This window comes from Mesoterricola sp. JemC181 (assembly GCF_055384585.1).
In genome coordinates this window covers 4693139-4718254 of the sequence record NZ_AP045076.1, presented here as the reverse complement: position 1 = coordinate 4718254, position 25116 = coordinate 4693139, and the positions used below count along the sequence as shown (strand labels likewise).

Annotated in this window: 15 protein-coding genes; 6 read left to right on the top strand and 9 right to left on the bottom strand. The window is 69.3% G+C overall.

The features are described from left to right. Position 1 precedes the first annotated feature (1 nt). Positions 2–3766: a phosphoribosylformylglycinamidine synthase gene (locus tag ACZ5MC_RS20550; protein ID WP_464516668.1), complete on the top strand. Its 3765-nt coding sequence runs from the start codon at positions 2–4 to the stop codon at positions 3764–3766. A gap of 1574 nt (positions 3767–5340) precedes the next feature. Here ACZ5MC_RS20550 and ACZ5MC_RS20545 read toward each other — a convergent pair. The 3 genes from ACZ5MC_RS20545 to ACZ5MC_RS20535 form a co-directional block, all read right to left on the bottom strand. Next, positions 5341–6186: an EamA family transporter gene (locus ACZ5MC_RS20545; protein WP_464516667.1), complete on the bottom strand. Its 846-nt coding sequence runs from the start codon at positions 6184–6186 to the stop codon at positions 5341–5343. A gap of 14 nt (positions 6187–6200) precedes the next feature. Further along, the gene (locus ACZ5MC_RS20540; RefSeq protein WP_464516666.1) at positions 6201–9038 is read right to left on the bottom strand and encodes an FAD-binding and (Fe-S)-binding domain-containing protein; all 2838 of its coding nucleotides are present in this window, start codon (positions 9036–9038) and stop codon (positions 6201–6203) included. A gap of 87 nt (positions 9039–9125) precedes the next feature. Beyond that, a complete protein-coding gene (locus ACZ5MC_RS20535; protein WP_464516665.1) occupies positions 9126–10874 on the bottom strand; it encodes an L-lactate permease in 1749 nt (582 codons plus the stop codon). A 222-nt stretch (positions 10875–11096) separates the two neighbouring features. Between ACZ5MC_RS20535 and ACZ5MC_RS20530 the strand changes: the two genes are divergently transcribed. After that, positions 11097–11816: a FadR/GntR family transcriptional regulator gene (locus tag ACZ5MC_RS20530; RefSeq protein ID WP_306597760.1), complete on the top strand. Its 720-nt coding sequence runs from the start codon at positions 11097–11099 to the stop codon at positions 11814–11816. On the opposite strand, the gene ACZ5MC_RS20525 is transcribed toward ACZ5MC_RS20530, so the two are convergent. The 4 genes from ACZ5MC_RS20525 to ACZ5MC_RS20510 all read right to left on the bottom strand — a co-directional run bounded on the left by ACZ5MC_RS20525 (position 11811) and on the right by ACZ5MC_RS20510 (position 15744). Further along, on the bottom strand, positions 11811–12470 hold the full coding sequence (locus ACZ5MC_RS20525) for a LutC/YkgG family protein (protein ID WP_306597759.1): 660 nt from the start codon (positions 12468–12470) through the stop codon (positions 11811–11813). The genes ACZ5MC_RS20530 and ACZ5MC_RS20525 overlap by 6 nt on opposite strands. Continuing rightward, a complete protein-coding gene (locus tag ACZ5MC_RS20520) occupies positions 12463–13890 on the bottom strand; it encodes a LutB/LldF family L-lactate oxidation iron-sulfur protein (protein WP_306597758.1) in 1428 nt (475 codons plus the stop codon). The genes ACZ5MC_RS20525 and ACZ5MC_RS20520 overlap by 8 nt, the downstream gene beginning before the upstream one ends. Continuing rightward, positions 13880–14617, bottom strand: a complete 738-nt coding sequence (locus ACZ5MC_RS20515; protein ID WP_464516664.1) for a (Fe-S)-binding protein — start codon at positions 14615–14617, stop codon at positions 13880–13882. Before ACZ5MC_RS20515 ends, ACZ5MC_RS20520 begins: the two co-directional genes overlap by 11 nt. A gap of 68 nt (positions 14618–14685) precedes the next feature. Beyond that, on the bottom strand, positions 14686–15744 hold the full coding sequence (locus tag ACZ5MC_RS20510) for a PDDEXK nuclease domain-containing protein (protein WP_306597755.1): 1059 nt from the start codon (positions 15742–15744) through the stop codon (positions 14686–14688). Positions 15745–15948: 204 nt separating this feature from the next. On the opposite strand from ACZ5MC_RS20510, the gene ACZ5MC_RS20505 reads away from it, so the two are divergent. Then, positions 15949–17100 carry a type IV pilus twitching motility protein PilT gene (locus ACZ5MC_RS20505; RefSeq protein WP_464516663.1) on the top strand — a complete coding sequence of 384 codons (1152 nt, stop codon included), beginning with the start codon at positions 15949–15951 and terminating at the stop codon, positions 17098–17100. Here the strand turns inward: ACZ5MC_RS20505 and ACZ5MC_RS20500 are convergent. Both ACZ5MC_RS20500 and ACZ5MC_RS20495 read right to left on the bottom strand, forming a co-directional pair. After that, complete coding sequence (locus ACZ5MC_RS20500; protein ID WP_464516662.1) at positions 17088–18554, bottom strand: M16 family metallopeptidase; 1467 nt, start codon at positions 18552–18554, stop codon at positions 17088–17090. The two genes, ACZ5MC_RS20505 and ACZ5MC_RS20500, sit on opposite strands and share 13 nt — an antisense overlap. After that, complete coding sequence (locus ACZ5MC_RS20495; RefSeq protein ID WP_464516661.1) at positions 18554–20146, bottom strand: M16 family metallopeptidase; 1593 nt, start codon at positions 20144–20146, stop codon at positions 18554–18556. Before ACZ5MC_RS20495 ends, ACZ5MC_RS20500 begins: the two co-directional genes overlap by 1 nt. A gap of 138 nt (positions 20147–20284) precedes the next feature. Between ACZ5MC_RS20495 and ACZ5MC_RS20490 the strand changes: the two genes are divergently transcribed. Genes ACZ5MC_RS20490 through ACZ5MC_RS20480 form a run of 3 tightly spaced genes read left to right on the top strand, consistent with a single transcriptional unit; the run spans position 20285 to position 25075 of the window. Beyond that, the gene (locus tag ACZ5MC_RS20490) at positions 20285–21112 is read left to right on the top strand and encodes a phosphate/phosphite/phosphonate ABC transporter substrate-binding protein (protein ID WP_464516660.1); all 828 of its coding nucleotides are present in this window, start codon (positions 20285–20287) and stop codon (positions 21110–21112) included. Then, a complete protein-coding gene (locus ACZ5MC_RS20485) occupies positions 21109–23007 on the top strand; it encodes an ATP-binding protein (protein ID WP_464516659.1) in 1899 nt (632 codons plus the stop codon). The genes ACZ5MC_RS20490 and ACZ5MC_RS20485 overlap by 4 nt, the downstream gene beginning before the upstream one ends. A gap of 1 nt (position 23008) precedes the next feature. After that, the gene (locus tag ACZ5MC_RS20480) at positions 23009–25075 is read left to right on the top strand and encodes a TIM-barrel domain-containing protein (protein WP_464516658.1); all 2067 of its coding nucleotides are present in this window, start codon (positions 23009–23011) and stop codon (positions 25073–25075) included. Positions 25076–25116 lie beyond the last annotated feature (41 nt).

Genomic DNA, 25116 nt, shown 5'->3' with positions numbered 1-25116 from the left:
CATGCCCGACATCCGCCGCCTGTTCGTGGAGAAGAAGCCCGAGTTCGCCGTGGAGGCGGAGAAGCTTCGCCACGACCTGCGCGAGCAGCTGGGCATCACGGGCCTGGAGGGCGTGCGCCTCGCGGCGCGCTACGACGTGGAGGGCCTCTCCGCGGCCCACCTCGAGGCGGCGCGCTGGACCGTCTTCGCCGAACCCCCGGTGGACGCGGTGTTCGACGAGGAACTGCCCGTGGGCCCGGAGGAGACGGCCCTGGCCGTGGAGTACCTGCCCGGGCAGTACGACCAGAGGGCCGACAGCGCCGCCCAGTGCCTCCAGCTCCTGTCCCACGGCGCGCGGCCCGCGGTGGCCGGGGCCCACGTCTTCGTCTTCCGGGGCGCGCTGGCGCCCGGGGACCTGGACCGCATCCGGGGTTTCCTCATCAACCCCGTGGACAGCCGGGAGGCCTCCTGGCACAAGCCCGCGACGCTCACCCCGGTCCTGCCCGAGCCCGCCGCCGTGGCCGTGCTGGACGGCTTCAACGAGGGCGGCCGGGCCTTCCTCGAGGAACTGCATGCCCGCATGGGCCTGGCGATGACCCTGGCGGACCTGGAGCACACCCGCACCTACTTCCGGGGCGAGGGCCGCAACCCCACCGAGACCGAGCTGCGCCTGCTGGACACCTACTGGTCCGACCACTGCCGGCACACCACCTTCCTCACCCGGGTCACGGACGTGGCCGTGGAGGACGGCCCCATGGCCCGGCCCATCCGGCGCGCCTACGGGGCCTACCGCGACCTGCGGGCCGAGGTCTTCGGGGAGGAGCTGGCGGACCGCCCCGAGTGCCTCATGGACATCGCGCTGCTCCCCGCCCGGGCCCTGCGCAGGGCCGGCAAGCTCGACGACCAGGAGCTCACCAGCGAGATCAACGCGTGCTCGGTGGTGGTGGACGTGGACAACACGGCGGCTCCCGGCGGCCATGAGCCCTGGCTGCTCATGTTCAAGAACGAGACCCACAACCACCCTACCGAGATCGAGCCCTTCGGCGGAGCCGCCACGTGCCTGGGCGGGGCCATCCGCGACCCGCTCAGCGGGCGCTCCTACGTGTACCAGTCCATGCGGGTGACGGGCTCGGGCGACCCCCGGGTCCCCATGGACGCCACCCTCCCCGGCAAGCTGCCCCAGCGCAAGATCACCCAGGAGGCCGCCCAGGGCTTCGCCTCCTACGGCAACCAGATCGGCCTGTGCACGGGCCAGGTGACGGAGTACTACGATCCGGGCTTCGTCGCCAAGCGCATGGAGATCGGCGCGGTGGTGGGCGCCGTGCCCCAGGCCCAGGTGCGCCGCGAGGAGCCCGCGCCCGGCGACGTGATCATCCTGGTGGGGGGCCGCACCGGCCGCGACGGCATCGGCGGCGCCACCGGCAGCTCCAAGAGCCACACCGAGGACTCCATCGATACCTGCGGCGCCGAGGTGCAGAAGGGGGATCCCCCCATGGAGCGCAAGCTCCAGCGCCTGTTCCGCTCCCCCGCCTTCTGCCGGCTGGTGAAGAAGTGCAACGACTTCGGCGCCGGCGGCGTGGGGGTGGCCATCGGGGAGCTGGCCCCGGGCCTGGTCATCGACCTGGACGTGATCCCGCGGAAGTACGAAGGCCTCAACGGCACCGAACTGGCCATCGCCGAGAGCCAGGAGCGCATGGCCGTGGCCGTGGCCGCGGAGGACGCCCCGGAGGTGCTCCGCCTGGCCTCCCTGGAGAACCTGGAGGCCACCCTGGTGGCCCGGGTGACGGAGGAGCCGCGCCTGCGCATGACCTGGCGCGGCCGCACCATCGCCGACCTCTCCCGCGAGTTCCTGGACACCAACGGCGCCGCCCAGTTCACCTCGGTGCGCATCGAGTCCCCCGCCGCGGCCACGCCCTTCGCCGCGCCCCCCGTGGCCCCGGAGGACCTGGAGCGCCGCTGGCTGGAGGGCCTCGGGGACCTGAACACCTGCAGCCAGCGCGGCCTGGGCGAGAAGTTCGACTGCACCATCGGCGCAGGCACCGTGCTGGCCCCCTTCGGAGGGCGCCTCCGGCGCACGCCGGGCGAGGCCATGGTGGCCAAGTTCCCCGTGCAGGACGGCGAGACCCTGTCGGCCAGCGCCATGAGCCACGGCTACTTCCCCGCCCTCAGCCGCTGGAGCCCCTTCCACGGCGCGGTGTGGGCCCACGTGCAGGCCGCGGCGCGCCTGGCGGTGGTGGGCGCGGACCCGCGCAAGCTGCGCTTCACGCTGCAGGAATACTTCGGCAAGCCCGCAGGCGACCCCGTGCGCTGGGGCCGGCCCTTCGCGGCCCTCCTGGGGGCCCTGCACGCCGAGCTGGCCCTGGGCGCCCCCGCCATCGGCGGCAAGGACTCCATGAGCGGCACCTTCAAGGACCTGGACGTGCCCCCGACCCTGGTGGCCTTCGCCGTGGACGTGGTGCGGGCCGACCAGGTCACCAGCCCCGAGTTCAAGGGCCCCGGCCACGCCGTGGTGCTGATCGATCTCCTGCGGACCGAGGAGGCCCTCCCCGACTGGGAGGTGCTCGACAAGACCTACGCCCACGCCGCCCGGCTCGTGCGGGAGGGCAGGGTGCTGGCCGCACGCACCGTGGGCATGGACGGCCTCGCCCCCGCCCTGTCGATCATGGCCTTCGGCAACGGCGTGGGGCTCGAACTGGAGTGCCGCGAACCCTCCCACTGGTTCGCCCCCCGCCCCGGCGCCCTCGTGCTGGAGCTCGACGGCGACCTGGAGGAGCTGCTGGACGGCCTCGCCTGGACCCGCCTCGGCACGACCCGGGCCGAGCCCGTGATCCGCACGAAGGGCATGGTCCTGCCGCTGGACCGGGCCATGGCCGCCTGGGAGGCGCCGCTGGAGCCCATCTTCCCCACCCGCCTGGAGGGCGCAGCCCCGGCGCTGCCGCCCTTCCAGCCCCGCGTGCTCCATGCGCCCCGGGGGCCCGCCCTGGGCCTCGCCCGTCCCCGGGTGGTCCTCACCGTCTTCCCCGGCACCAACTGCGAGTACGACACCGCGCAGGTCTTCGAAAGGGCCGGGGCCGTGGCCGAGACCGTGGTCTTCCGCAACCTGGACGCCCGGGCCGTGGAGGAATCCCTGGACGCCATGGCCGAAGCCATCGCCCGGGCCCAGATCCTCATGATCCCCGGCGGCTTTTCCGCCGGCGACGAGCCCGAGGGCAGCGGCAAGTTCATCGCCGCCGCCTACCGCAACCCCCGGGTGAAGGACGCCGTGCACGAGCTGCTCAGCAAGCGCGACGGTCTCGTGCTGGGCATCTGCAACGGCTTCCAGGCCCTGATCAAGCTGGGCCTCGTGCCCTTCGGCGAGATCCGCGACCTCGACCCCCGCAGCCCCACCCTCACCTTCAACAGCCTGCGGTACGCCAGCCGCTTCGCCCGCACCCGCGTGGTGGCCAACGGCAGCCCCTGGCTCTCCCGGCTCCAGCCCGGCGCCGTCCACACCGTGGCCATCGCCCACGGCGAGGGCCGGATCGTGGGCCCCGCCGACGTGCTGGAGGACCTCCTTGCCCGGGGCCAGGTGGCCACCCAGTACGTGGACGAAAGGGGCGAGCCCACCCTGGACCTGGAGTTCAACCCCAACGGCAGCTCCCTGGCCATCGAAGGCCTCACGAGCCCCGACGGCCGGGTCTTCGGGAAGATGGCGCACCCCGAGCGCTACACGCCCCACGTGTGGTTCAACGTGCCGGGGGACAAGGACATGGAGATCTTCAGGGCGGGCGTCGACTACTTCCGGTGAATGGGGGTCATCCGTATCCCCTCAGCCACCCCCGTCCATCCGAAAGTGCTGTCTGCAAAAGGCTTTTGGGCTTTTCCTCGGCGATCCTCGGTCCCCTCGGCGCCTCGGCGTTAGGCTTTTTGCCGGTTGGCTCGGCGCGAGTAATCTTTGCATCGGCATAACCTAGGAATAATTTAACGCCGAGGCGCCGAGGAATCCGAGGATCGCCGAGGAAAAGCAAAAATTGCATTAACCCAATTATCAACAGCGTTGGATACCCGGCTGAGGGGATACTGTGGATCTTGGACGCCCGTGGGCCGGAGGTTGTTCATGCCGCTCTCGTTGGCGGTTGGTGAATAAGGCGAGTGCCATCGAGGCTTATTTGGGAAAATCTCCCCCAGGCCTGACGGCTTTTGATTTCACCATGCGCACGACAGCCTTTATTAATGCTATGAATATCGATAACAATCCAAATGCCATAATATTCAATAATAGGAATTGAATGACGAATGGAAGTTTGTTAAGACAACTTTCAATATCAATAGCTTTTATAAAAATTGGTGTGGTGACGGCAACAATGAAAACCATGCTCGATGCAATCAACCTTGTTTGATTTAATACCATTGGTGGATCCTTATTATGCAGTGAGTAGTTGTTGGTTTAATATCTTATATCGGGTTTATTGCCCGCGCAATTGGTGTCCGAATAGTTCTGGATGGCACGGAAATTAGCCTTCCAGTTTTCTTCGTTCCTATGGAATTTCTCCCTAAGCTCGATACCGCCCGGAACGGCAGAGGAAACCAGTCCCCCAAGCCCTGCAATGATTCCCACCGTTACGGCACCGGCTCCTCCAACGGGAGCGGCCCCCACTCCGAATCCGAACAATGCGCCAATCGTCGCAGCTGTTTCCCCTGCCAAGGATTGAGTTCGAGGCCAAGTCCATCCACTGTGACCCGGGGATCTGTTTTCCGTCCTCAAGAACGGTAAATCCAGGACTGGAAGGGGCCCCAGGGAAGGCTAGTGCTGTCATTCCGCCGTCCAGGTTTTCGGTCAGGTAGCCGAAATGCATTCCTGCTGAAATCGGACAACCCTTCCGGCATTGGACCACCTGAGTGCCGGGGCGTCCCGGACCCGGTTCCGAATGCCCCAAGGGGCCGGTCATGTAAGCCGCATCGAACCAGAAATAAACCGGAATGGTCACTTCCCCCGGAATCGTGGAGGCAGGCATTCCAAAAAACGGATCCCCATTCAGAAGCGAAATCCCCCAATCGCAGGTTCCGGGGCCGACTTCCGCGGGCATGGCACCCTGGGGGGGCGCTCCTGCGGTTAGGCCGCCCGTGAAGGGAAAGGTGAAGCCTAAAGTAATATAGGATAAAAACGAATCATAAATTTCACCTGTCGTAATAGATTTTTAACGATATCAAACGCTTGCGCTGGATAATGGAGAGCCAATTTTTTTGGTGCTGTAAAATGGTATTGAAATCCCATTCAAGGAGAAATGCCCGGATCCTCTGGGCCAAGCCGGTTGGTGATGAGGCGGGCCGTGGGCATTTACAGAAATTAGTGATGGCCTCGCCACTTTGCAACAGAATTATTCATCTTCCACGAATAGTGGTGTTCAAAGCCAGTGCGAAGGCGATCACCCCACCCCCCATCGCGAGTCGTATCCATTCCACCCGCTCTCCGAACACCAGGCCCGAAGCCAGGATGGCCAGGGGCACCTTGGCGTTGTTGAAGACCGCCAAGGTGCCCACGTCCACCTTGCGGGCGCCGGCGTTGAAGAGGAAGAAGCCCAGTCCGGAGGCCACCAGGCCCAGGTAGGCGAGCACCAGGACCTGGGAGGCGGAGGCCTGCCGGATCCGGGGAAGGTCGATCCCGGGCACGGCCATGGCCAGGGTCACCAGGGCGGCGCCGGCGAAGAGGAGCCCCATGAGCTGGCGGTCGGGCCTTCCAAGGCGGCGCGCCAGGCGCCGGTACCCCACCTGGCCCAGGGCGAAGCAGGCGTTGGAGGCCATGACCAGGAGGAAGCCCAGGAGCACGCCTTCCTGGCGCACCCGCGCGCCCAGGCAGATCGCGGTGCCTGCCACGGCCAGCGCCGCCACGCCCAGCACGGACCAGGACATGCGCAGGGAGAGGGCATCGTCGGCCAGGGCCACGAGGATGGGCGTGAAGATGGTGAAGAGGGCCACCTCGCTGGGCAGCAGCCACCGGAAGCTGGCGGTGTAGAAGACGTACATCAGGCCGAACTGAAGCGCGCCCACCAGGGCCAGCGCGAACCCGTCCCGCCGGGCCAGGCCCCTGATCCGCACGAAGGGCAGGAAGAGGGCCAGGGCCAGCAGGGACCGGGCGGCGGCCACGAAGGGCGCCCCCAGCGGACTGACCCGGGGGATCAGTCCGAAGGAGAGGGCCCAGAGGAGGGAGACGGCGAGAAGAAAGACCATCCCCCAACTCTACCTCAGGGACGCGTGGAGGCCTCCAGGAGGTAGACGAAGCTGCGGTAGATGGAGCCGGTGGAGCGGGTCATGCCGATCTCGCAGGTGCGGCTGCTGGAGAGGTGGGCGTCGAAGGCGCCCTTGCGGACCTCGGCGGACTCGTGCTTGGTGGCCGAGGCGGTGAGCTCGGGCACCATGAAGCCGCGGTCGCCGGCGAAGCCGCAGCAGCCGGCATCCTTGGGCACCAGCACCTTCTCGGCGCAGGCCTTGGCGACGCCCTCGAGCTTGGGGGCGAGGGCCATCTTCGTCAGGGAGCACACCGGGTGCAGCACGGCCGAGCCGATCTTGCGCTTGACCTGCAGCTTGGGGAGCAGGACGTCATGGGCGAAGGCCACGGCGTCCAGGATGGTGAGCTTGTCGAACTTCGCCTGGTTCTCGGGGGTGAGGTAGGCGCGGCAGGTAGTCAGGCCGTAGGTGCAGGGGGACGTGTCCACCACCACGGGCAGTTCGCCTTCGTGGCTCCAGGTCCAGAAACGCTCGATGGCCTGGTTCACGGTGAACGTGTGGGCCAGGTCGAAGCCCTTGGAGGAGAAGGGGACCCCGCAGCAGGTGCCGGCGACGTCGGTGGGGATGTGCACGGGCACCCCGGCGCGGGCGGAAACGGCGACGAGGGCCTCGACGAGGCTGATGCTGGTGTCCTCCCCGGGCAGGTGGCCCATGGTGCGGGAGATGCAGGCCGGGAAGTAGATGGCCTGGGCGCCGGCGCGTTGCGTGACCGGAAGCTTGCCCTTGGCCGCCTTGGGCATCTCCGGGCTCCACTGGTGGGCCCAGCCGAAGGCCTTCAGGATCCGGGTGAGCATGGGCATGGCGGCGTTGCCGAAGATGCTCTGCACGACATGGCCGGAGCGCAGGCCCAGGCGGACTCCGGGCTCGAGGGTGGCGAAGTTGCGGGCCACGGTGAGCGCGAGCTTCTGGGCGCGGGGGGAGTGGCTGGCGCGGCGGAAGCGCTTGGTGAGCTGGCCCGTGTCGATGCCCACGGGGCAGGCGGTGGCGCAAAGGCCGTCCACGGCGCAGGTCTGCAGGGCCATGTAGGGGAAGGCCTCGGTGAGCGAGCCCAGGAGGCCGGGGTTTTCCCGGGTGCCCTCCAGGCGGGCCATTTCGCGGCGCACCACGATGCGCTGGCGGGGGGTGAGGGTGAGCTCGCGGCTGGGGCACTTGGGTTCGCAGTAGCCGCACTCGATGCACTTGTCGACCTCCTCCTCCACCCCTGGCATGGGCTTGAGGTCGGCCAGGTGGCCCTTGGGGTCGGCGGTGAGGATGACGCCGGGGTTGAGGAGCCGCTCGGGGTCCACCAGGGCCTTGAGCTTTTCCATGACGGCCTTGGCCTCGGCGCCCCACTCGGTCTCCACGAAGGGGGCCATGTTGCGCCCGGTGCCGTGCTCGGCCTTGAGGGCGCCGTCGTACTTCTTCACCACAAGCTCCACCACGTCGTCGATGAAGCGGGCGTACCGGTCCACCGCGGCCTGGTCGTTGAAGGACTGCGTGATGACGAAGTGCAGGTTGCCGTCCTTGGCGTGGCCGAAGATGATCGCCTCGTCATAGCCGTGCTTGGCGAAGAGCCTGGTGAGATCCACGGTGGCGTCGGCGAGCTTCTCGATGGGGAAGGCCACGTCCTCGATGATGACGGTGGTGCCGCGCTTGCGCACCGCCCCCACGGAGGGGAAGGTGCCCGAGCGGATCTTCCAGAAGAGGGCCTGCTCCACGGGGTTGTGGGTGAACTTGGCGGGCTCCAGGAGGGTCAGGCCGGCGGTGGCCCCGATGGCCCTGGCCTCCAGGTCGTACCGGGCCGCCTCCTCCTGGCCCTGGAACTCCACCAGCAGGGCCGCGGCGCCCTCGGGCAGGCCCTTGATGGAGGGGGGGATGCCGGCCTGGTTCTCCACGGAGCGAAGGCTGGCGCGGTCCAGCAGTTCGAGGGCCGCGGCGCCCGCGTCCCTCAGGGGCACGATGGCCGCGCATGCGGCGTAGACGTCGGGGAAGATGAGGAAGCCGGTGACCTTCACCGGCAGGTCCGGCACCGTCCTCAGGATCGCCTCGGCGATGAAGGCGAGGGTCCCCTCGGAACCCACCAGCAGGTTGCGGAAGATGTCCACGGGGCGCTGGAAGTCCAGGAAGGCGTTGAGGGAGTAGCCGGTGGTGTTCTTGATCTTGTACTTGGCGCGGATGCGCGTGGCCAGGGGCGCGTTGGCCTCCAGCTCGGCCTTGAGGGCCAGCAGGCCCTCCCACAGGGCGGGTTCCGCGGCCTTGAAGGCCTCGTCCGCATCGGGGCGGGCGGTGTCGATCACCGTGCCCGAGGGCAGGACGAAGGTGAGGGAGTCCAGGGTGTGGTAGGCGTTCTGGGCGACGCCGCAGCACATGCCGCTTGAGTTGTTGGAGAGGATGCCGCCCACCGTGCAGGTGTTGATGGAGGCGGGATCGGGGCCCATCTTGGACTTGAACCGGCCCAGGGCCAGGTTCACGTGGGCGCCGATGACGCCGGGCTGGACCTTGACCTTGGCGCCGCCCTCGAGCACCTCGATGCCGCGCCAGTTGCGCGCGACCTCGACGAGAATGCCGTCGGAGACCGACTGGCCGGAAAGGCTCGTGCCCGCCGCCCGGAAGGTCATGGGCATGCGGAGCGCGTGGCTGGCCCGGAAGAGGCCCTTGACCTCCTCGACGTTGCCGGCGAATACGACGGCCTTGGGGATCAGCCGGTAGAAGCTCGCGTCGGAGGCGAAGGCGATGAGGTCCACGGGGCGGTCCAGGACACGGTCCTGGCCCACGATGGCTGCGAGGGAATCCCGGAGGGTGGCGGCGTTGGTCATTGTACTGTCCTCGGGCCCTGGCGGCCCTGAAAAGGGTCCCGCCAGCGGGAGGCTGGCAGGACCCGGTCGTGCGGAAACGAACTCGTCCTACTTGACGGGCGTCGCGACGGGAGCTGCCACGGCGGGAGCCGGGGCGGCGACGGTGACGACGGGAGCCGGCGCCGGGGCGGTGGGCATCCAGCTGGAGGGGAGCACCTTGGCGTAGAGCATGATCACGATGCCCACGAGGGCCGCCAGCACGATGCTGTGCCAGAAGACGTAGCGGAGGATCGTGCCTTCCTGGCCTTCCTGGTGGGTGGCGACGGAAGCCACGACGAGGCTCTGGGCGTCGATCATCTTGCCCATGACGCCGCCGCAGGTGTTGGCCGCGGCCGTGAGCATCGGGTTGAGGCCCAGCTGCTGCGCGGTGATCTTCTGCAGGCCGCCGAAGAGCACGTTGGAGGAGGTGTCGGAACCGGTGAGGGCCACGCCCAGCCAGCCCAGCATGGCGCTGAAGAAGGGGAAGACGGCGCCGGTGGCGGCAAAGGCCAGGCCCATGGTGGCGTCCAGGCCCGCGGACTTGGTGCAGAAGCCCAGCGCCAGCATGGCGGCGATGGTGAGCAGGGAGATGCGGACGCGCTTGACGGTGTTGCCCCAGATCTTCAGGAGCTGCCAGGGACCGAAGCCCAGGAGGAGGCCGCCCGCGATGCCGGCCAGCATGAGGCTGGTGCCGGTGGCGGAGAGCCAGTTCAGGGTGTAGACGGCGGCTTCCTTGGAGGGCTTGGCGACGACCGGCGGGGTCTTGGTGACGGCCATGTGGAGCAGGGGCATCGGGTAGTCGAGCTTGGAGATGCCGTAGAGGAAGTTGGGAGCGGCCTTGGTGCCGCCGTTCAGGAAGGTCTTGACCTGGGGGGTGCCCCAGGCGAACACGAACAGGGACAGGAAGACCCAGGGCATCCAGGCCTTGACGACCTTGCCGGTGGACTGGTCGGGGATCTCGGCGTGGGCTTCCTCGCGCTCATGCTCGTAGCGCCAGAGGGTCTTGGGCTGCCAGAACTTGAGGAGGATGACCGTGCAGACCATGGAGATGATGGCGCCGGCGATGTCCACCAGCCAGGGGCCGTGGTAGTTGCTGACGAGGAACTGGCAGACGGCGAAGGAGGCACCGGCGGTGAGGCAGGCGGGCCAGACTTCCATCATGGCTTTGCGGCCGGCCATGGTCCAGATGATCCAGAAGGGCACGACCAGGGAGAAGATGGGCAGGATGCGGCCCGCGGCGGCGCTGAGCAGCTCCAGGGGCAGGCCCGTCACGCCGGCGAGGGCGATGAGGGGGGAACCCAGGGCGCCGTAGGCGACGGGGGCCGTGTTGCCGATGAGGGCGAGGCCGGCGGCCTGGAGGGGCCGGAACCCGAGGCCGATGAGCATGGCCGCCGAGATGGCCACCGGGGTGCCGAAGCCCGCGGCGCCTTCGATGAAGGCACCGAAGCTGAAGGCGATGAGCAGGGCCTGGATGCGGCGGTCGGCCGCGATCCCGGCGATGGAGTGCTTCACCACCTCGAAATCACCGGATTTCACGGTGATGTCATAGATGAAGATGGCGTTCAGCACGATCCAGCCGATGGGCAGCAGCCCGTACAGGGCGCCGTTCACCGCGGCCATGCCCGCGAGCTTGGCGGGCATGTGGTAGACGAAGATCGACACCAGGAGCGCGGTGGCGAGGCCCAGAAGGGCCGAAATATGTGCCTTCACGTGCCAGAAGGCCAGCAGGCCCAGGAGCACGAACACGGGCAGGGCGGCCACGAGGGCCGACAAGAAGATGTTGCCCATTACGGGCGAGTACACCTGAGTCCAATTCATTGGACCTCCTTTAGGTGAGGAGTGGGTGGGTTGGAAGAAAGATCAGGGGAGCGAGAAAGACTACCAAAGGTCTGGTGGTCCTACCACCAAATTTTTAGACAACTTCGTCCGTTTTCTAACTTGATTTAATGCAGCACTTCCATTTGCACCGAAGATTTTGTATTCATGCTTTGGGCCGGTTTCCCGCCCCCTGGGCCTGCTAGGATCGTGGCGAGGTTCCCCGTGGCCATCGAATTCACTCCCGTAAAGACCAAGCGCATATATGAAGAGATCGCCGACCAGATCCAGCAGCTCATATCCGGCGGGGCGCTGAAGCCCGGAGACAAGCTGATGTCCGAACGGGAACTGGCCGACAAGCTCCAGGTGAGCCGCGTATCCGTGCGCGAGGCCATCCGGTCCCTGGAGATGCTGGGGTTCATCGAGATCCGCCACGGCGAGGGCACCTTCATCCGGGATGCGTCGGCCAACGAGGTGATCCGCCCCCTGGCCATGTTCCTGGCGGTGGAACGCGGTTCGCTCCTCGACATGTTCGAGGTGCGGCGCATCTTCGAGACCGCCACTTCTGCGCTGGCCGCGGAACGCGCCACGGACGAGGAGATCGAGCAGATAGGAATGCTCCTTGAAAAGATGAAGGATCGCATCCGGCAGGGAGACTCTGAAAAAGGAGAGGAATATGATGGAGCCTACCACTATGCGGTGGCGGAGGCGACCCATAACAATCTTTTGATCAAACTACTTCGCACCGTCCATGAGGAATGGAGCAAGGCGGTGTCGGCCGGAAGCCAGCAGCTGCTCCTGGACACCCCCAACAACGCCCAGAAGATCATCGACCAGCACACCCGGGTCTTCGAGGCGATCAAGGCCCACGATGCCGAGACGGCCTCCAGGGCCATGCTGGAGCACGTGACCTTCGCCGAGCGCGAGATCCGCAAGCGCCTATAGGTTGTTCACCAGCACGACGACGAGGCGCTTGGGTCCGTGCACCCCGTAGGCCAGGGTCTGCTCGATGTCCGCGGTCTTGCTGGGGCCGGAGATGAGCAGGGAATTGCGGGCGGTGCCCTTGCCCCAGCCGCGGGTCCGCATGGCGGACCAGAGGGTGTCCTCGATGGCCGAGGCCAGGAGCAGGGCGATGTGCACCGGAGGGACCAGGGAGAGGAGGCGCGGCTCCTCGGGGCCGGGTTCCAGCAGCAGGCCGCCGGTCTCCGCCACCCCCGCCAGGGCCGTGGTGAAGCCGGCCGCCACCCCGTCGAAGAGGGTCGCCTTGAAGGACTCCACGGGGTCCTGGTAGGGGATCAGCTCCGGGTCCCGGGGCGTCCATGCGGCAGCCAGGGCCTGCCCGGCGGCGCATCGGGGTCCATAGAGCAGGTTGGCGAAGCCCTCGTCCCGGCAGAAGCCCAGCACCACGCCGGGCCACTGGCCCGGAGCGGCCTCCAGGAACTCCGTGTGCACGGCCTCCATGCCCCGGCGAAGCCGGGCCATCCGTTCCGCGGGCGCCCAGGTGCGTCGGGCCAGGACGGCGGTGTCGGGCAGGGGGACGGCCTCTCCGCCCCCACCGGCGCGGAGGCGTTCCAGGATCTCGGCGCGGGCGTCAGCCATGGGGGAGTCCCTCCTCTCGGACGCGTTCCTGCAGGGAGCGCCGGGCGGGCACCGGCTTGGCCCGGGACAGGGTCCAGGCCTTGAGCAGGGGCAGGCCGCCGGGGATCAGGCGGCGGAACCGGGTGGCGCACCAGGCCGCGAGCCGGTAGACCCGGGGCCGGGAGAGCACGGCGGCCCACAGGCGCCAGGCCAGGTCCTCGGTCGCGGTCCGCCCCGTTCCCCGGCCCTCCACGGCGGAGGCGGCGTCCCGGTGGGTGGCCTCCCGCCGGAGGCGGACGATGATCTCGGGGATGGGGATCTCCACCGGGCACACCTCGGCGCACGCGCCGCAGAGGCTCGAGCCGTGCAGCAGTTCATGGCGGACGCCCACCCCCTCCATCTGGGGGGTGAGGATGGTGCCGATGGGACCGGGGTACACCGCCTGGAAGGCGTGGCCCCCCACCCGCGTGTACACCGGGCAGTGGTTCATGCACGCCCCGCAGCGGATGCAGCGCAGGGTCGCGCGAAGCTGGGGATCGGCGTAGATGCGGGAGCGGCCGTTGTCCAGGATCACCAGGTGCACCTCCCGGGGGCCGTCCAGCTCCCCGGGGCCCCGGGGACCGCGGATGAGGTTGAGGTAGGTGCTCACGGCCTGGCCCGTCGCCGAGCGCGTGAGGAGGGCGTAGAGGGGCGCCACGTCCTCCAGGGTCTCCACCACCTTCTCAAGGCCCATGACGGCGATGTGCAGGGGCGGCACGTGGGTGCTCATGCGCCCGTTGCCCTCGTTCTCCACGAGGCAGAGGGTCCCGGTGTCCGCCACGGCGAAATTCACGCCGGAGAGCCCTGCGTCGGCCTCGAAGAACTTCCGGCGCAGCACCTTGCGCGCCAGGGCGGTGAGCTCGTCCACGTCCTCGGTGTACTTCGCGTCCTTGATCTTCTGGCTGAACTGCCGGGCGATCTGCGTCTTGTTCTTGTGGATGGCCGGCATGATGATGTGGCTCGGCGTCTCCTGGTCCAGCTGGATGATGTACTCCCCCAGGTCCGATTCCAGGGCCTCCACGCCATGGGCCTCCAGGAAGTGGTTGAGCCCCATCTCCTCCGACACCATGGATTTGCCCTTGACCAGCCGGGTGGCCCCCCGGGCCTGCAGCAGCCCCAGGATCAGCTCGTTGCCCTCTTCGCAGGTGCGGGCCCAGTGCACCTGGATCCCGTTGCGCAGGCAGCTGGCCTCCAGCTGCTCCAGCAGTGCGGGCAGCTTCAGCAGGCTCCGGGCGCGGATGGCCGTGCCCAGGTGGCGCATGGCCTGGAAGTCCTCGGGGTCGGGGAACTGGGCGGCCCGCTTGGCCATGAGGCCGTCCATGGCCCGGCGGAAGTTGGCCCGGATCTGGGGGTCGCCCAGGGCCTGGGCGGCGGATTCCCGGAAGCCCGTCTCAGCGTGCATGGGTGCGCTCCCAGAGGAATTCGGCGATGTGCTGGACCCGGAGGGCCTCGCCCTTGGCCTCCAGGGCGCCCTGGACGTTGAGGAGGCATCCGCCGTCCGTGCTGAGCACCCGGCTGGCCCCCGTGGCCACCGCGTCGGCGGCCTTGTCGCAGGCCATGGACCCCGAGATCTCCGGATGCCGCACGGCGAAGGTGCCCCCGAAGCCGCAGCACTCCCGCTCCCGCCCCAGGGGCGCCAGCTCCACGTTGGCCAGCTGGCCGAGAAGGGACTGGGGCTGGCCCTCGAGGCCCAGGTCCCGCAGGGCGTGGCAGGAGCTGTGCCAGGTGACCTTCACCGGCTCCCCGAGGTCCTCGAGCCGGACGTCCAGAACATCCACCAGGAACTGCGTGAGCTCGAAGACGCGCCCGCTGAAGGCCCGGACCCGGGCCTCGTCGGGCTCGCCGTGGAAGAGCTCCGGGTAGTGGTTCCGCATCATGCCCGCGCAGCTTCCGGAAGGGAGCACGACGGGGATGTCCAGGGGGAAGAGGGCCACCTGGCCCCGGGCCACCGCCCGCGCCTCCTCCCGGTAGCCGCAGTTGAAGGCCGGCTGCCCGCAGCAGGTCTGCCCCTCCGGGAACAGCACCTCCACGCCCGCGCGGCGCAGCAGCCGGATCCCGGCCATGCCCGCTTCCGGATAGAACAGGTCCACCAGACAGGTGCCGTAGAAGTACACGCGCTCGGGCTGCATGGGATCCCTCCGGCCGAACCAAGGTGGCCCAGCTTAACCCGGAAGGGAGCCGGTGGCGAGACGGCATCTCAAGACCTGGAATCGTGAAGCTGATCCAAGGCCTCCCGGGCGGCCAATTCATAGAACTCCTCCAGCTTGGCGCGGAGGAGGCCCTTGTCCGGAAGCTGGGTCTGGTAGTCCGCTATGAGGGCCGGGCTGAGGGTGCGGCTGAGGGAATATTCCACCACGTCGGCATTCCGGTCCTTGCAAAGGAGCACGCCGATGCTGGGAGCCTCGTGGGGCTTGCGGTGGTCCCGGTCGAGGGCCTCCAGGTAGAAGGAGAGCTGCCCGAGGTGGCCCGGCTCGAACCCGCCGATCTTCAGTTCGAAGGCCACCAGGGCCTGAAGACCCCGGTGGAAGCACAGGAGGTCGAGGCGGAAGTCGACGCCACCCACCTGGAGGAGGTAGTCGCTGCCCACGAAACAGAAGTCCCGGCCCAGTTCCAGGAGGAAGTCCTTGAGATGCTGAACGAGGCCCCGCTGCAGGTCCTTCTCGGAGTGGTTTTCCGGGAGGTCCAGGAAATCCACCAGATAGCTGTCCTTGAAGATGGCGGCCGCTTCGGGGCGAAGTTCTCGCAGCGGAGGTGAGAGATTGGGACCGGTTGCAAGGACCCTCTCGAACAGGGCGCCCTGGATTTGGCGTTCCAGTTCACGGGTGCCCCAGTGCTCCCTCACTGCCATATTGAGGTAGAACCCCTTTTCTTCAATGGATTTGCACTTGCTGAAAACAATCAGATTGTGTGTCCACGACAATTCTCGCAGCAGTGCCGCGAGTTTCTCATCCTCCGCATAGGTCTCGTAGAATTGCCGCATCCTCCACAGATTCGAGGCCGAAAACCCGCGGAGCCCGGGTTCCCGGTGGAGGAGCCAATCCGCGAGGGCGGCCACGGTGGTTTTCCCCCACCCATCGGCGCGGATCTTCCCGCTGAGGTACCGCCCAATCCCCCAATGGAGGTCCACCAGGGCCGCGTTGACCGCCTGGAGGGCGCGCCTGCGCGACTGCCGGATGAGGTCGAGGATGGGGCTGAAGTGCTGGGCGGTGGCGATGCCGGAATCGGCGGTGGATCGGGGAGTCGGCGGGTTCTTCATTCGGGCACGATGCCATGGAGCGAAGGCCGCTAAAACGCTAAGTTTTTCATATGTGCATACATGAAAAATACGGCTCTGTATATTCGAAAATTCTTGAGCCTAAGGAGCCCGGATGGCCATCGGGCGCTCCGGAAGGCGATTCGGCGAGGTCCCTTGCCCGCGCCGCCTCCCGGCTGTACCAATGGGGCTTCGGAGGCCTCCCCCATGTCCCAGCCCGGTCAGGATCTCAACAAGCTCGTGGCCGAGCTCAACCAGGGCCTGGAGTCCCCGGACCTGGAGCTGAAGCGCGAGGAGGCCGGGCCCTCGCCGGAGCTCGACGCCATGCTGCGGCAGGCCCGCTCCCGCGGGGCTTCGGACCTGCTGCTGGTCGCGGGGGCGCCGGTGGCGTTCCGCGTGGACGGGCGGATGGAGCGGGATCCGGGCGCGGCGCTGGAGGGGGACCAGATCCGGCGCCTCCTGGTGCCGCTGCTCACCTCCTTGCAGCAGAAGGAGCTGGAACGGAACCGGTCCGTGGACTTCTGCTTCACCTGGAAGGGCACCGGGAGGTTCCGGGTGAACGTGCACTACCAGCGGGGGACGGTGGCGGGGAGCCTGCGGCTGCTGCCCCTGAAGGTCCCGACGCTCCAGGCCCTTAACCTCCCGCCGGGGCTGCGGAGGCTGGCCGAGGGCCGCCAGGGACTGGTGCTGGTCACCGGCGCCACGGGCTCGGGCAAGAGCTCGACCCTCGCCGCGCTCCTGGACATCGTCAACGCCGAGCGCCAGGACCACATCGTGACCATCGAGGACCCGGTGGAATACGTGCACCCCAGCCGGAAGTCCATCGTCGAGCACATCGAGGTCGGCCCGGACGCGCCGGACTTCGCCTCGTCCATCCGCAGCATCGTGCGCCAGAGCCCGGACGTGATCCTGGTGGGCGAGATGCGGGACCCGGAAACCATCCAGACCGTCCTCACCGCGGCCGAGACCGGGCACCTGGTGTTCTCCACCCTCCACACCAACGACGCCTCCCAGGCGGTGAGCCGCATCCTGGACTCCTTCCCCATGAGCAACCAGCCCCAGATCCGCCAGCAGCTCTCCCTCGCCCTCTCGGCCATCGTGGCCCAGCAGCTGGTGCCCTCGCGCACCGGGGCCATGATGCCCGCCCTGGAGATCCTCCACGCCACCCACGCCGTGCGCAACACCATCCGCAAGGGCGACGACCACCAGCTCTACACCCTGATCTCCACGGGGCGCGCCGACGGCATGACCACGATGGAGCAGAGCCTGGCCGAGATGGCCAAGGCCGGGCGCATCTCGGAGGAGACGGCGCTGGCCCGCTGCTTCCGGCCTTCCGAGATCAGGCGCTACCTGGGCTGAAGGGTCTGGGGGTCCCGCAGCGGGAGCTCGGTGAAGGGGAGCGGCGCCACGTCGCGCAGGGCGCCGGGATGGTCGGGGTCCCCGGGCAGGACCTCGCCGGCCTTGCCCACCACCAGGACCACGAGCCGGTCCAGGTCGAGGTACTTCCGGGCGCAGCGCTGCACGTCGGCGGGGGTCACGGCCTGGATCTTCTCCCGGAAGTCGGCCCACCAGTCCTCGGGCCAGCCCTGCAGGGCCTCCTCCGCGAACCGGGTGACGATGGCCTGCCGTCCGGGCCACTGGCTGGGGAAGGACTCGATGATGCCCTGCTGGATGACCTTGAGTTCGTCAACGGGGGCCGCCGTCTCCTTGAGCTTATGCATCTCCGCCAGGGCCAGGCGCAGGGCGTAGGCCACCGAGCGGTTCTTGGTCTGCATGCGGCCCACGATGTCTCCGCGCCAGTAGGGGCCCGGGCCCAGGCTCGAATAGACGCCGTAGGTCAGGCCCTCGTTGGAGCGGATGGTCTTCATGAGGCGGCTGGTGAAGCCGGGGCCTCCCAGGAGCTGGTTCATGACGTAGGCGGCGTGCCAGTCCGGGTCGCTGCGGCGCAGGCCGGGCATGGCCCAGGTGACCATGGCCTGGGGCGCGTCCTTGGCGGTGAAATAGATGCCGGGCTTGCGGGCGAAGGTGGAGGGCGGGACCTTGGCGGCCGCCCCGGGACCCGGCTTCAGGGCGCCCAGGGCGCGGTCCAGCCTGGCCAGCATCGCCTTGCGCTCGAAGGCTCCCGACACGGTCACCACCAGGTTCGCGGGGTCCAGGACACGGGCGTGGAAGGCCTTGAGGTCCTCCCGGGTGAGGGCGTCCAGGCTCGCGGAGGTGGGCTCCCGGGAGGCGAAGTGGTCCTCCCCGTGCAGGAGGAAGTTGAACTGGTAGGAGGCGATGGAGGTGACGGCGTCGTTGCGCCGGCTCACGGCCTGGCGGGCCTGGCGCTTGGCCAGGTCCAGGCGGTCCTGGGCGAAGGCGGGGGCGGTGAGGGACTGCAGGAGGAGCTCCAGGCCGGCGTCCAGGTCCTTGTCGAGCACCTGGAGGGAGAGGCTGCCGGTGGTCTCTCCGCAGGCGGAGGTGAGGGTGGCGGCCATGGCCTCCAGGCGGTCCTCGAGCTGCGCGGGCTCCAGCGCGGCGCTCCCGCCCTGCACGAGCTGGGATCCGAAGAGCTGGGCCAGGCCCTCCCGGCCCCGGGGATCCAGGTACGCGCCGCCCCGCCAGGCCACGGAGACCCGCACCAGGGGCGTGCCCTCCCTGCCGGCGGGGGCCAGGTAGACGGGGATGCCGTTCCTCAGCCTGGCCTTGAGTTCCCTGGCCAGGGGCGTGCGGAAGACGATGGGGGCGAACTCCAGCTTCTCGGGGCGGGAGGGGATGGCCTGCGCCGACAGGGCGGTCGCCGTCACGAGGGCCAGGGCGATCCGGGCGTTCATCACTTCACCTCCGCGTTCTGGGTCCGGGGCCTGGCGTCGCCCGCCTTGCGGTGGGTGATCAGCACGTTGCGGGCGTTGGGGGTGAGGTACTGCCTGGCCACACGCTGCACGTCCTCGACGGTGACGGCCTGGATGCGGCCGGGGGCCTCCTGGAAGTCCTCCACCGTGCCCACGGCGAGCGCCTGGGCCAGGGTCTCCCGGATGCCGGAGTTGGTCTCCAGGCGCGTGTAGAAGCCTACCTGGGTCGCATTCTTGAAGCGCTGCAGCTCGCCGGGCGTGACGCCGTCCCGGGCGATGCGCTCGACCTCGGCGTGGAGCAGGGGCTCCAGTTCCTCAGGTGTGTGGCCGGGGCCGGGGGTGGCCCGCAGGGCGAAGGTGCCGCCGTACTTCTCCCCGTGGAAGGCTGCGCTGGCGCCGGTGGCGACCTTGCGTTCCAGCACCAGGGCCTTGTGGAGGCGGCCGGTGGGGACCCGGGCGGAGCCCGGGCCGGGGCGTCCGCCGTACACCTGCGCGCCGCCCAGGATCCCGCCCAGTGCGGCGAAGGCCGCGGCGTCCCGGTGCACGGCGGAGACGGTCTTGTACTCCACCTGGATGGAGGGGGTCGTCTCCACGTCGGCGATCATGCGCTGCTCGGCGGGCTGGGGCGGCTCGAGGGTGGTGACCTCGGGGACCGGGTTCCGGCCCGCGGGAATGCGGCCCAGGTACCGCTCGGCCATGGCCGCGGCCTTCTCCGCGTCGAAGTCCCCCACCAGCACGGCGGTGAGGTTGCCGGGGGCGTAGTAGGTGGCGAAGAACTCGTTGGCCTGCTCCCGGGTCACCTGGGCGATGTCGCTGGGCCAGCCGATGACCTCCCAGGTGTAGGGGTGGGCCATCCAGGTCATGGCGTTGAAGGCCTCGCCGACGAGGCCGCCGGGGCGGCTCTCCAGGGTCTGGCGGCGCTCCTCGAGGATCACGTCCCGCTCGCTGTAGAACTCCCGGAACACGGGGTTGGCGATGCGGTCGGACTCGATCCACATCCACAACTCCAGCTTGTTGGAGGGGAGCCCCACGATGTAGAAGGTGCGGTCCTGGCTGGTGCTGGCGTTGATGCCGGTGGCGCCGGCCTGGGTGTAGATCTGGTCCATCTCGTCCTTGACCACCAGGGCGCGCTGCTCCCGGACCAGCGCCTCGTACTCCTCGATCAGCTTGGCCAGCCGGGGCGTGCGGGCCCGCGGATCCATCATGTCGGGGATGGCGCCGCGCCGCTGCTGCTCGCGCAGCAGGCTCATCTCGGCGCGCATCCGCGCCTGCACCCGGTCCTGGAGGTCGTTGAGCTCCGCGTCCCGCCTGGCGTCGCGGGTGCCCAGCGTCTTCGACCCCTTGAACATCATGTGCTCGAACAGGTGGGCCAGGCCCGTGATGCCGGGGCGCTCGTTGGCGGAGCCCACGCGGGCCATCCAGCCGAAGGCGATGGTGGGCTGATCGTGGCGCTCGACCATCACCAGTCGCATGCCGTTGGCGAGGGTCCGCTCCACGATGGGCAGCTGCTGGGCGGGGAGGGAGCTGGCTAGGACCGCGGCCAGCGCGCTGACAAGGACCTTGGAGACGGCCATGGGACCTCCGGTCGGATCGGGATTGCGGGGAAGCAGGGATACATCGTATAACGGTGTTTCATGCGGGCGCCAGCGCCGATTCGTCCCCGTGACGTTCGGGCCTATACTCATCCAACGATCGGCAACAGGGGGCGGGCCATGGGCATCGGACACTTGGCGTGGAAGGGTTTCATCCGGCTCGCCCTGGGGCTTTCCCTTGCGGCCGCCGAACCCGCCCCCCTGCGCATCGGCGTGGCGCCCCACACCAGCGCCCGGGTGATCCTGGAGCTCTACCAGCCCCTGCGGACCCACCTGGAAAAGGCCCTGGCCCGGCCCGTGGAGATCCTCACGGCCCCCGACTTCACCGAATTCGCCCGCCGCGGCCTGGCCCAGGAGTACGACCTGGCCATCACCACCGGCCATCAGGCGCGGCTCTTCCAGGCCGACGCCGGCTACCTGCCCCTCCTCACCTACAAGGCCGACTTCAAGGCCGTGGCCATGGTCGCGACCAAGGGGAAGGTGAAGGCGGTCCGGGACCTCAAGGGCACCACCGCCATCGGCCTCAGCCCCACCTCCCTGGTCACCCTGTGGGGCCAGCACTGGCTGAAGGCCCAGCACCTCGCCGAGGTGCCCGTGCGCTACGTGAGCGCCGCCGACAGCGTCGCCCAGCTGCTCCTGGCGGGCGAGGGCAGCGCGGGGTTCGTGTCCCTGGCCAACTTCCAGAAGCTGCCCCCCGAGGTCCAGGCCGGCCTGCGGATCCTTGCGGAGAGCCAGCCCATGGCGGGCCGGGTCTACGTGCTCAACGCCCGCAACGCCCCCCAGAAGGCGCGGATCGACGCGGCCCTGTGGGCCTTCGCGGCCTCAAGGGAGGGCGGGGCCTACTTCGAGGCCAACAAGCTCGAGGGCTACCGCAAGCTGAAGCCAGGCGAGCTCAAGGCCATGGATCCGTACGCCGCCGAGGTCCGGGCGACCCTCAAGGCCCCATGAGCATCCAACCTCCCTGGAGGTCCGTCCGGGGCCGCCTCCTCATCGCCGCGGTGGCGGTGGAGGCGGCGATGCTCACGCTGCTGGTGGCCAACAGCCTGCGGCTCCTGTCGGGGCACATGACCGAGCAGGCAGCGAACCACGCCGCGCAGATGACCCCCGTGCTCAACGCGGCCCTGGTGGCGCCCCTGGCCCAGCGGGACTTCGCGACCCTCCAGGCCATCCTGGAGGAGAGCCGGGCCCGCCAGGGGATCGAATACCTCTCCGTGCTGGACGCCACCGGCAGGATCGCCGCCCAGAGCGGCTGGCCCCGGGACAAGCCCCTGCCGGAGCCCGACCACGCCTTCCACCTCTTCGGTCCGGGCAGCAGGCCCACCTACAACGTGGCCTCCCCGGTGGAACTGGCCGGGCAGAAGCTGGGCACCCTCCGGTTCGGGCTGGACCTCCGCCAGATCATCGCGGCCCATCGCCAGCTGCTGACCCAGGGGCTGCTCATCGCCCTGGGCGAGCTGGTGCTCACGACCGGGCTCATCACCCTGCTCGGGCTGTGGCTCACCCGGCAGCTGGCCCACCTCACCCAGGCCAGCGAGTGGGTGGCCGCGGGCCGGCTCACCTTCCCGCCGGTGGCCGAGGGGCCCGACGACGTGGGGCGCCTGGGCACCGCCTTCAACGCCATGTCCCGGGCGGTGCTGGAGCGGGTGGAGGACCTCACCGCCGCACGGGACGCGCTGGAAAGGGGGCGGGACGAACTCGTGGCGGCCAAGGAGGCGGCGGAAGCCGGCGCCCGGTCCAAGGCGGCCTTCCTGGCCTCCATGAGCCATGAGATCCGGACCCCCATGAACGGAATCCTGGGCATGACGGACCTGGCCCTGGGCTCGGACCTGGCCCCGGAGCAGCGGGAGCAGCTGGGCTGGGTGATGTCCTCCGCCGAGAGCCTGCGCACCATCCTCAACGACATCCTGGACTTCTCGAAGATCGACGAAGGCTACATGGGCCTGGAGATCCGGCCCTTCCACCTGCCGGCCCTCCTGAAGGAGGTGGCGGGCCCCATGGCGGAGGTGGCCCGGCGGAAGGGGCTGGCCCTGGAGACCCGGCTCGGTCCCGGCCTTCCCGGGCGGGTGCTGGGCGACTCCCACCGGCTGCGCCAGGTGCTGAACAACATCCTGTCCAACGCCCTCAAGTTCACGATGGAAGGCCGGATCGTGCTGGAGGCCGACGCCGTGGAGGAGGGCCGGGTGCGCTTCTCCGTCACCGACACCGGCATCGGGATCCCCGAGGACAAGCAGGTGGAGATCTTCTCGCCCTTCTCCCAGGCGGATTCCTCCACCACCCGGCGCTTCGGGGGCACGGGCCTCGGGCTGGCCATCGCCCACAAGCTGGTGGCCCTCATGGGCGGGCGCCTCGGACTCGAGAGCGCCGTGGGGCGCGGGAGCCGCTTCGAGTTCACCCTCCCCTTCGACGGGGCGCCCGAGGCGAAGTCCCCGTCCGAGGCGGCCGTCTCCGGACCCGAACCCGGCCGGGATGGGACCCGGGTGCTCCTGGTGGAGGACACCCCCGTGAACCAGGCCCTGGGGCGGAGCATCCTCCGTAAGGCCGGCTACCAGGTCTCCCTGGCCAAGGACGGCGTGGAGGCCCTGGAGATGATGGAGACGGGGACCTTCAGCCTGGTCCTCATGGACATGCAGATGCCCCGCATGGACGGCCTGGAGGCCACCCGGCGGATCCGCGCCATGGAGCGCGCCCGGGGCGCCGCCCACGTGCCCGTGGTGGCCCTCACCGCCAACGCCCTGGACTCCGACCGCCAGCGCTGCCTGGAGTCGGGCATGGACGCCTTCCTGGCCAAGCCCTTCAAGATGGAGGAAGTGATCGAGCTCGTCACGCGGTTCGCGGGCATCTGACGTGGAGGCGCGCGCGGTCCGGACCTTCCTGCTGGCCCTCCTGCTGGTCCAGGTCCTCTGGGCGGGTCCGGTTCGCACCCGCGCCGCGGGGCTGGCCGGGCCGGGGATCGCGCTGTTCCTGCCCGAGGGGCTGGAGCCCGGGCCCTCCCCCAGTCTCCTCCGGGCGCCGCGCATCGGGGCGCCGCTGCCCCGGGCCTGGAAGCTCCGGCCCGCCTTCGGCGCCGGCGGCGGTCGTTCCACCGCCCACCTCGACTGCGGACCCGGCGTGGACCTCTACGGCACGGGCGAGGTCACCGGCCCCCTGCGGCGCAACGGCTCCCGGATCCGGCTCTGGAACACCGACAACTACGGCTACGGCAAGGACGGAGGCCGGCGCCTCTACCAGAGCCACCCCTGGGTGCTGGGCGTGCGGCGCGACGGCACTTCCTTCGGCGTCCTCTTCGATTCCAGCTGGAAGGCCGAGCTCAGCTGCGAGGAGGGCGTCACCTTCTCCTGCCAGGGCCCCGCCTTCCCCGTCCTGGTCATCGAACGCCCCGGCCCGCTGGCGGTGCTGGCGGCCCTCGGGGACCTCACCGGCCGCATGGAACTGCCGCCCCTGTGGGCCCTGGGCTACCAGCAGTGCCGCTATTCCTACGAGCCCGAGGCGCGGGTGCGCGAAGTGGCCCGGGAGTTCCGGTCGCGGGGCATCCCCTGCGACGTCCTCTGGCTGGACATCGACTACATGGACGGATACCGCGTCTTCACCTTCGACCCGGCGAAGTTCCCGGACCCGGCCAGGCTCAACGCGGACCTCCACGGCCAGGGCTTCCGCACCGTGTGGATGATCGACCCGGGGGTGAAGGCGGACTCCGGCTACGCCGTCTTCCGGTCCGGCGCCGGCGGCTGGGTGAAGACGGCTTCAGGCGAGGATTTCCAGGGCGACGTGTGGCCGGGGGCCTGCGTCTTCCCCGACTTCACCCGCCCCTCCGTGCGGGCGTGGTGGGCGGGCCTCTACGGCCCCTTCCTGGCCCAGGGGGTGGATGGCGTGTGGAACGACATGAACGAGCCCGCGGTCTTCGGGACGCCGGACGGCACCATGCCCGAGGACAACCGCCATGCCGGCGGAGACGGCCTTCCCGCCGGCCCCCACCGCCAGTACCACAACCTCTACGGCAACCTCATGGCCCAGGCCACCCGGGAGGGCCTTCTGGCCGCGCGCCCCGGGCTGCGCCCCTTCGTGCTGAGCCGGGCCCAGTTCCTGGGGGGCCAGCGCCACGCCGCCACCTGGACGGGGGACAACACCTCCACGGAGCGGGACCTCCTGCAGTCCATCCCCATGACCTTGAACCTGGGCCTGTCGGGCCAGCCCTTCAACGGCCCGGACCTGGGCGGCTACGCCGGCAGGGCGACCGCCGACCTGTGGGCCCGGTGGAGCGCCGTGGGGGCCTTCTTCCCCTTCTGCCGGGGCCACGCCGCCAAGGGCCCCCAGGACAAGGAGCCCTGGGCCTTCGGCGAGGCCGCGGAGCGCACCGCGCGCATCGCGCTGCTGCGCCGCTACCGGCTGCTGCCCTACCTCTACACCTGCTTCGAGGAGGCCTCGCGCACGGGGGCCCCGGTCATGCGCCCGCTCTTCCTGGCCGACCCCGGCAACCCCGCCCTGCGCAGCGAGGAACGCGCCTTCATGATCGGGCCGGACCTGCTGGTGGTGCCCGCCTGGGCCCAGGACGCCCCGAAGCCCAGGGGCGCGTGGATCCCGCTGGCCCTGGTGGAGGGCGAGGCAGGGGACCCGCTCCAGGCCCGGCTCTTCCTGCGCGCCGGCGCCATCCTGCCCCTGGGGCCGGAGATCCTGACCACCCGCGACGCCCCCGAGGGGGCCACGACGCTGCTGGTGGCGCTCGACGCCCGGGGTCGCGCCACGGGCCGGATCTACGCCGACGCGGGCGACGGATTCTCGTACCGCACCGGCGACTTCCGCCTGGCCACCTACGAAGCCAGGCGGAAGGGAAGGGGCGTGGGCCTGAGGCTGGCCGGCGTGCGCGGCCTCCGCCCCCCCGCGGCCGGGCCGCCACGGGTGGTCCTGCTTCGCTGAGGCCGGACGGCCGCGATCACTGTGACCTCGGCCATCCCGGC